This is a genomic window from Corynebacterium sp. ACRPE, assembly GCF_022347435.1.
GTDB lineage: Bacteria > Actinomycetota > Actinomycetes > Mycobacteriales > Mycobacteriaceae > Corynebacterium > Corynebacterium tuberculostearicum_D.
Genome location: NZ_JAKRNA010000013.1, coordinates 60,045 through 66,486, shown reverse-complemented (window position 1 = coordinate 66,486; position 6,442 = coordinate 60,045). Strand labels below are relative to the sequence as shown.

The window sequence follows — 6,442 nt, the reverse complement described above, 5'->3', positions numbered from 1 at the left end:
GGGGGGGGGGGGGGGGGGGGGGGGGGGGGGGGGGGGGGGGGGGGGGGGGGGGGGGGGGGGGGGGGGGGGGGGGGACGGGGCGGGGGGGCGGGGGCCGGGCCGGCGGGGGGGGGGGGAGGGGGGGCGGGAGCCGCTGCGGGTGCCGGCGCGGCAGCAGCGGGGCCGGTGGACCCGATAAGCAGATGCGCGCACATGATTTCCAGCAGCAGGCGCGGTGAAGTCGCACCGGTGAGGTCGCTGATGCGGTCGTTGACCGTGGAGGCCAGGTAAGTCAGCTGCGGGCCGGAAAAGCGCTGCGCCTGGGCGGTGAGCACGGAGGCGCGGTCGGTGGGCGCGGAGACGAGGCCGGCCTCGATGGCGCCGGGCACGGCCTGCAGAATCATCAAATCGCGCAAACGGTCGAGCAAATCGACGGCGAAGCGGCGCGGATCGTGGCCGGCCTCGATGACGTGGTCGACCATCGCGAAGAGGCCGGGTTTGTCTTGGTTGGCGAGGGTTTCGATGGCGTCGTCAAGCAGCGAGATATCGGTGACGCCCAACAGCGGCCGGGCAAGATCGTAGGTCAGGCCATCGGGCCCGGCGCCGGCCAGCAGCTGGTCCAGCAGGGACAACGTATCGCGCGGGGAACCGCCGCCCGCCTCAATAACCATGGGATACACGGCGTCCTCGACCTGTACGCCCTCAGCCGCAACGGTGCGCTGCAGCAGGCCCTTCATGGCCGGCGGGGTCAGCAGGCGGAAGGGATAGTGGTGGGTACGCGAGCGAATGGTGCCGATGATTTTCTCCGGCTCCGTGGTCGCGAAGATGAAAATGACGTGCTCGGGCGGCTCCTCCACCACCTTGAGCAGCGCGTTCGCACCGGAGGGCGAAATCATATGCGCCTCGTCAATAATGAAGATGCGGTAGCGCGATTCGGCCGGCGCGTAGTAGGCGCGGTCGCGCAGCTCGCGCATGTCCTCCACGCCGTTGTGCGAGGCGGCGTCGAGCTCCGTCACGTCCAGGTTGCCGGGACCGCCGGGGGCGAGGGAGACGCAGGAATCGCACTTGCCACACGGCGTCGAGGTCGGCCCGTGCTCGCAGTTGAGCGAGCGGGCCATAATCCGCGCCGAGGAGGTCTTGCCGCAGCCGCGCGGGCCGGAAAAGAGGTAGGCGTGGTTGATGCGCCCTGCATCAAGGGCGGCGGATAGCGGCGTGGTGACCTGCTCTTGGCCCACGACCTCCGCGAACGTTGCTGGACGATATTTCCGGTATAAAGCCACGGTTAGCCAGTCTACCGGCTAACCCTCGCGCGACCAGTCCAGCAGGTCAATGCCCTGCTCGGCCACCGCCCCCTGCAGCTTGCCGACGCCCTCTTCTACCCCAAACGCATATTCCGAATCCGTCAGCATGACTAGCTGCAAGATGAGGGTCAGGCGGCCCTCCTCCCGAAACTGCGGGGTCTGCCCGCCCCACAGGTACGGGGCGATGAACAGGCCGTGGTGCACGGTGATATCTGGGACGTCGAGGATGGACGGCAGCATCACGCCCGGCTGCGCCGGCAGCAGGCCGTCGGCCTTTTCGAAGGTGTCAGCCGCGGCGTTGATGGCGGCGGCCACCTCGGGCTGCCCGGTGCGCGCCACCGTGAGCAGCTCGCAGCGCACATCGGTGCCGTCGTCCTGGTTTTGCAGGCCGGTGTCGGTGGTGTTGAAGGTGGTGGTGAGGGCGAGCGATTGGGCGTCGGCAAGCGAGGCAAGGCCCAGCCGGCGCTTATCGACGTAGCGGAACTCCAGCGGCGCCGGGATAAGCTCGCTCAGCCACAGGGCAGACTCGTCGGCGTTGATTTTAGGCCCCCAGCTTCTCCACGGCGGCGAGCAGGACGCAGGTGGCGACGCCGTCCATCGCGGCCTCGACCTCTTCCTGCGGCGGCAGGGTTGGGGCGAGGCGGATATTGCGGTCATTGTCGTCCTGGCCATAAGGGTAGGCGGATCCGGCCTGGGTGAGCAGGATGCCGGCATCGCGCGCCAGCTCCCAGACGCGGTTGGCGGTGCCGTCGACGACGTCGAGGGAGATGAAGTAGCCGCCCTTCGGGTTGGTCCACTGCGCCACTTCGTACTCGCCGAGGCGCTTTTCTAGGATGCGCAGCACGGCATCGAACTTGGGCTTGATCAGCGCGGCATGGCGGCGCATCACCGCGCGCACGCCCTCGGCAGAGCCGAAGAACTCGTGGTGCGCCAGCTGGTTAATCTTATTGGGGCCGATGCCGCGGATGCCCGCGTGCTCCAGGTACCACTCGAGGTTGTCCTCCGAGGTGCCGAAGAAGCCCACGCCCGCGCCCGCGAAGGTGATCTTCGAGGTAGAAGACATGGCCCAGAAGCGGTTCGGGTTGCCTTCCTCCGCTGCGATATCCAGAATCGGCAGGATTTCCGGGAAGTCCTCGGTCAGGGTGTGCACGGCGTAGGCGTTATCCCACACGATGCGGAAATCCGGCGCGCCGGCCTCCATGCGGGCGAGGCGGCGGGCCTTGTCTTCAGAAATCACGACGCCGGTGGGGTTAGCGAACATCGGCACTACCCACATGCCCTTGACTGCCGGATCCGCTACCAGCTTTTCGACGGCCTCTACATCCGGCCCGTCCTCCTCCATTGGCACCGTGACCAGCTCGAAGCCGAATTGCTCGGTGATGGCAAAGTGACGGTCGTAGCCCGGCACCGGGCAAATCCACTTGAGCTTTTCTTCCTTGCTCCACGGCTGCGCAGAATCATTGGTGCCGAAGAGAAACGCCCAAGAGATCAGGTCGAACATGATATTCAGCGAGGACGAGTCTGCGGCAACCAACAGCTCTGGGTCCATGTTGGTCAGCTTGCCCCAGATATCGCGCAGTTCTTTGATGCCCTTTTGGTTGCCGTAGTTACGCAGGTCGTTTCCGGCCGCATCGGTGTAATGGCCCGGGCCGGGCAGCGCCAGCAAATCATTGGAGAGGTCCAGCTGTGCCTTGGCCGGCTTTCCGCGGGTCAGGTCCAATTTCAGGCCCTTAGCCTTAAGGTCCTCGTAGTCCTTACGGACCTGGGCGGCGAGCTCCGCGAGTTCGGACGATTCCAAAGTAAGAAGCGACATGCGTATGTCTACCTTCCATGTATAGGGCGACTTTTAGCCCCCCAATAGTAACGCACGCCATACAAAAAGGGGACCCCGCGCACCCGCCAGAGCCTCCTGACCCTTGCTGCATTCCTGCCCTGGGGGAGTTCAGAGGATGGACGCCACGCGGAATCCTGCCTCATACTCTAACGCCCGCGCGCCGGTTTAGCCAAATGAGCCTCCGGCCGCACGGGCCGCCACCGCCCGCAGGCGCGCGACCCAAGGATCATCCGACACAAAACGGCTTTAGATCGCCGAAAACAGGTCCTGACCTGGCGATTGGTAAAATAATTGCCACGGCTGCTAATGTTTCTTCTCGGAGGATTCGACTAGCGGCCTATGTCACACGCCTGGAACGCGTGCGGGGTTCACGCCCCTCGTGGGTTCAAATCCCACATCCTCCGCCACAGGAAATCCCGGCTCCTGCTACACAGCATGGAGCCGGGATTTTTGTTGTATACGGGCGCGCGGCCGCGCTGGCCGCTAATCGATGACCGGTGGCTCATAGCCATCCGCCTTCAGCCACGCGACGTGCGGCGGCGTATTCATCCCCCACTCGGTGCGCGCCCAGAGGAAAGCCTGGGAGACCTCGGCCTCGGAATAGCCCCCATCGCGCAGGTATTGCCGGAAGCCATTCGGGCCTGGGTCTTTGATCCAGAGCCAGACGTAGTCGTCGAGGGAGTCGTCGGCAAGCAGGCCCTCCAGCCCGGCCGGAACATATTCGCGCTCGGCGCGCACGCGGTCCGCTAGGTCCTGGTCGAGGAAGTCGTAGAGGTAATCCAGCGCGTCCTCAAGCTGCGCATAATCGAAGGGATCCATGCCGCCCAGCCTAGTGGCGCTTGGCGCCTAGAACCATGCGGTCAATCTCCTCGAGCACCTCGTCCACAATGGCCGGGTTATAAGCCCGATCGCCGCGCATGCGTAGCAGCTCCTCCTGCGCCGCCGCCAAAGCGGTCCGGCGGGCCTCCAGAGCCACGTGGCGGGCCTGCCAGGCGCGCTGCTTGCGGGAATCATCGGAAACATCCTCGCCATCGCCCAGCCGGTCCTCGAACCACTGAATCACGTTGGCGGAAATTTCGGGGTCGACCTTTTCGGCGTCGGCAGTAATGTGGCCGTCCGGCCGGAAGTGTGACAGGGCCTCGATGCTGGCCGCACGCGCGCGGCTCACCACGGCGGCGCGCATTTTATCGCTGGCAATCTGGGAGGCCTCCGTGAGGTCGAGGCGCTCCATCAGCCACGGCAGCAGCAGGCCGGGTACCACCATCGTGACCAGGAGAACGGTCAGCGCAATGACCGCCAGTTCGTGGTGGAAGCTGAACACGCCGGCTGGGATGGACAAAACCAGCGCCAGGGTGACCAGGCCGCGCATGCCGGACCACGTCATCAACAGCACCTCCTGCAAGCGCAACGGCGCCACGCGCGGGCGGCCGCGGGAGACGTTGATGCGGTAATAGATGTACATCCACACCAAGCGCACGACGAAGGCCACGAGGGACAAAATGACGCCCACCACCACGGAATGCCACAAATCCGAGCCGACTTCCGCGATGGCCGTATTGACGGTCAGGCCGATGAGCCCGAAGGCCACGCCGGTAAAAAGCAGCTCGACCGTCTCCCAGAAGGACTGGCCGGACAGGCGGTCCTCGGCCTGAATATCGGCACGGGAATTAAGCTCCACGGCCGCAATGACTACGGCGATAACGCCGGAGGCGCCGAGTTCCTCCGAGATGAGATAGACCGCAAACGGCGTCACCCAGGTCAGCGCGTTGCGCGCGGTGACGTCGTGGACGTGGGTGATAAACAGCGCCACCAGCCGGCCGACGACCCACCCCAGGCCGCCCGCCACGAATGCGGAGTAGAAGAAGTTGAGCACGCCGCCGCCGAAGGAGAGCTCATCGCCTTGGGTCACGGCCGTCAGCGCGAGGTTGAAGGCGACGATAGAAGCGGCGTCGTTAAACAAGCCCTCGGTCTGCAAGGTGGTGATGATGCGGCGCGGGATGCCGGCGGGCTCGGCCACGGCGTCAACGGCGACGGGGTCCGGCGGGGCGATGGCCGCACCGATAAGGATGGCCGCGGCCAGGCTGATGCCGGGCAGGAAGGCATAGGCCGTGAAGCCAACGGCCAGCGTGGTGGCGACCACCAGCAGCACGGACAGGCTCAAGATGGTCACCCATTGCTCGCGGATAACACCCCACGAGGTGCGCCGGGCGAGCGCCCACAGCAGCGGCGGCAGGAAGATGGGCAGGATGAGCTCGGTGGGCGGCTCGAACTGGGGCAGGCCGGGCACGAAGACGGCGCAGGCGGTGATGATCGTCAGCAGGGCCGGCCACGGCAGCCCAATCTTGTCACCGATGGCGACGACGAACACGGTCAGCAGCATGAGCCCAATGAGCACCAGAAGAACTTCCATGGGCTCAGATTTTACCCGCGCCAGATATAAGGCTCAGGGCTGAGTCGATCGGGCGCGAATTGCGCGAGCAGATCCGCGGCACTGTGAGCCTCGTACCCCAGGGAGGCCGCCAGCTGCTTGACGACGTCCCCCTCCTCCCCCATCTCCCGCATGGTCACCGCCCCATCGCGCTTGGCCAAACGCTCGCCGGATGCATTGAGCACGAGCGGGACGTGGATATACTCCGGCGGTTCGATGCCGAGCAGCGAGGCAAGGTAGGCCTGGCGCGGCGCGGAGGAGAGCAGATCATCGCCGCGGACCACTTGGTCGATGCCTTGGTAGGCATCATCGACGACGACGGCCAGGTTATAGGCCCAGCCGGTGTCTTGGCCGCCGCGGCGCAGGATGAAGTCATCGACGTCGCCCGTATAGGTGCCGTGGAGGGCGTCGTGGATGGTGAATGTGGGGACGTCGGCAAGCAGGCGAAGGGCGGGCTGGCGATTCTGGGCCGCAAGCTCGGCGCGCTTGGCCGCGCGCTGGTCTTCCGTGAGGTTGCGGCAGGTGCCCGGGTACTGGCCGGGAATGGCGTGCGGGGCGCGGGAGGCCTCACGGATATCCTTGCGGGAGCAATAGCACTCGTAGGTCGGCAGCTGGGCCAGGGCCTGCTCATAGGCGGCGTCGCGGTCGTGCTGGTAGATGACCTCGCCGTCCCAGTCCAGCCCGAGCGCGCGCAGATCCGCCAGCTGGCGCTCGGCCGATTCCTGGGAGGAGCGCTGCTTATCGATGTCCTCCACGCGCACCACAAAGCGCCTGCCCGTGGACCGGGCGAAAAGCCACGCCAGAAGCGCCGTGCGGAGGTTGCCAAAGTGCAGATCGCCAGAGGGGCTTGGCGCGTAGCGGCCGGCGCCGGTGGTCGCGGAATTCATGCCCACAGTCTAC

6 protein-coding genes, 1 tRNA gene and 1 other RNA gene are annotated in these 6,442 nt (G+C 65.9%); 1 reads left to right on the top strand and 7 read right to left on the bottom strand.

What is annotated here, in order from left to right:
* The 4 genes from MHY13_RS07875 to ffs all read right to left on the bottom strand — a co-directional run.
* Window positions 1–1,259: DNA polymerase III subunit gamma and tau (locus MHY13_RS07875; RefSeq protein ID WP_239282710.1), on the bottom strand; the 1,259-nt coding region annotated here is incomplete at its 3' end.
* Window positions 1,260–1,277: 18 nt separating this feature from the next.
* On the bottom strand, window positions 1,278–1,937 hold the full coding sequence (locus tag MHY13_RS07870; protein ID WP_239282708.1) for a hypothetical protein: 660 nt from the start codon (window positions 1,935–1,937) through the stop codon (window positions 1,278–1,280).
* The gene (locus tag MHY13_RS07865) at window positions 1,822–3,093 is read right to left on the bottom strand and encodes an aminotransferase class I/II-fold pyridoxal phosphate-dependent enzyme (RefSeq protein ID WP_239282706.1); all 1,272 of its coding nucleotides are present in this window, start codon (window positions 3,091–3,093) and stop codon (window positions 1,822–1,824) included. The genes MHY13_RS07870 and MHY13_RS07865 overlap by 116 nt, the downstream gene beginning before the upstream one ends.
* Before the next feature lie 61 nt (window positions 3,094–3,154).
* Window positions 3,155–3,253, bottom strand: an RNA gene (gene ffs / locus MHY13_RS07860) — signal recognition particle sRNA small type.
* A 179-nt stretch (window positions 3,254–3,432) separates the two neighbouring features.
* Here ffs and MHY13_RS07855 point away from each other — a divergent pair.
* A tRNA-Ser gene (locus MHY13_RS07855) sits at window positions 3,433–3,521 on the top strand.
* Window positions 3,522–3,597: 76 nt separating this feature from the next.
* Here MHY13_RS07855 and MHY13_RS07850 read toward each other — a convergent pair.
* From MHY13_RS07850 to gluQRS, 3 genes are read right to left on the bottom strand one after another with little or no spacing between them, the layout of a single operon-like run.
* Window positions 3,598–3,933, bottom strand: a complete 336-nt coding sequence (locus MHY13_RS07850) for a hypothetical protein (protein WP_005323168.1) — start codon at window positions 3,931–3,933, stop codon at window positions 3,598–3,600.
* A gap of 10 nt (window positions 3,934–3,943) precedes the next feature.
* Window positions 3,944–5,524: a sodium:proton antiporter gene (locus tag MHY13_RS07845; protein ID WP_239282704.1), complete on the bottom strand. Its 1,581-nt coding sequence runs from the start codon at window positions 5,522–5,524 to the stop codon at window positions 3,944–3,946.
* Window positions 5,525–5,535: 11 nt separating this feature from the next.
* Window positions 5,536–6,429: a tRNA glutamyl-Q(34) synthetase GluQRS gene (gene gluQRS / locus MHY13_RS07840; protein WP_239282702.1), complete on the bottom strand. Its 894-nt coding sequence runs from the start codon at window positions 6,427–6,429 to the stop codon at window positions 5,536–5,538.
* Window positions 6,430–6,442 lie beyond the last annotated feature (13 nt).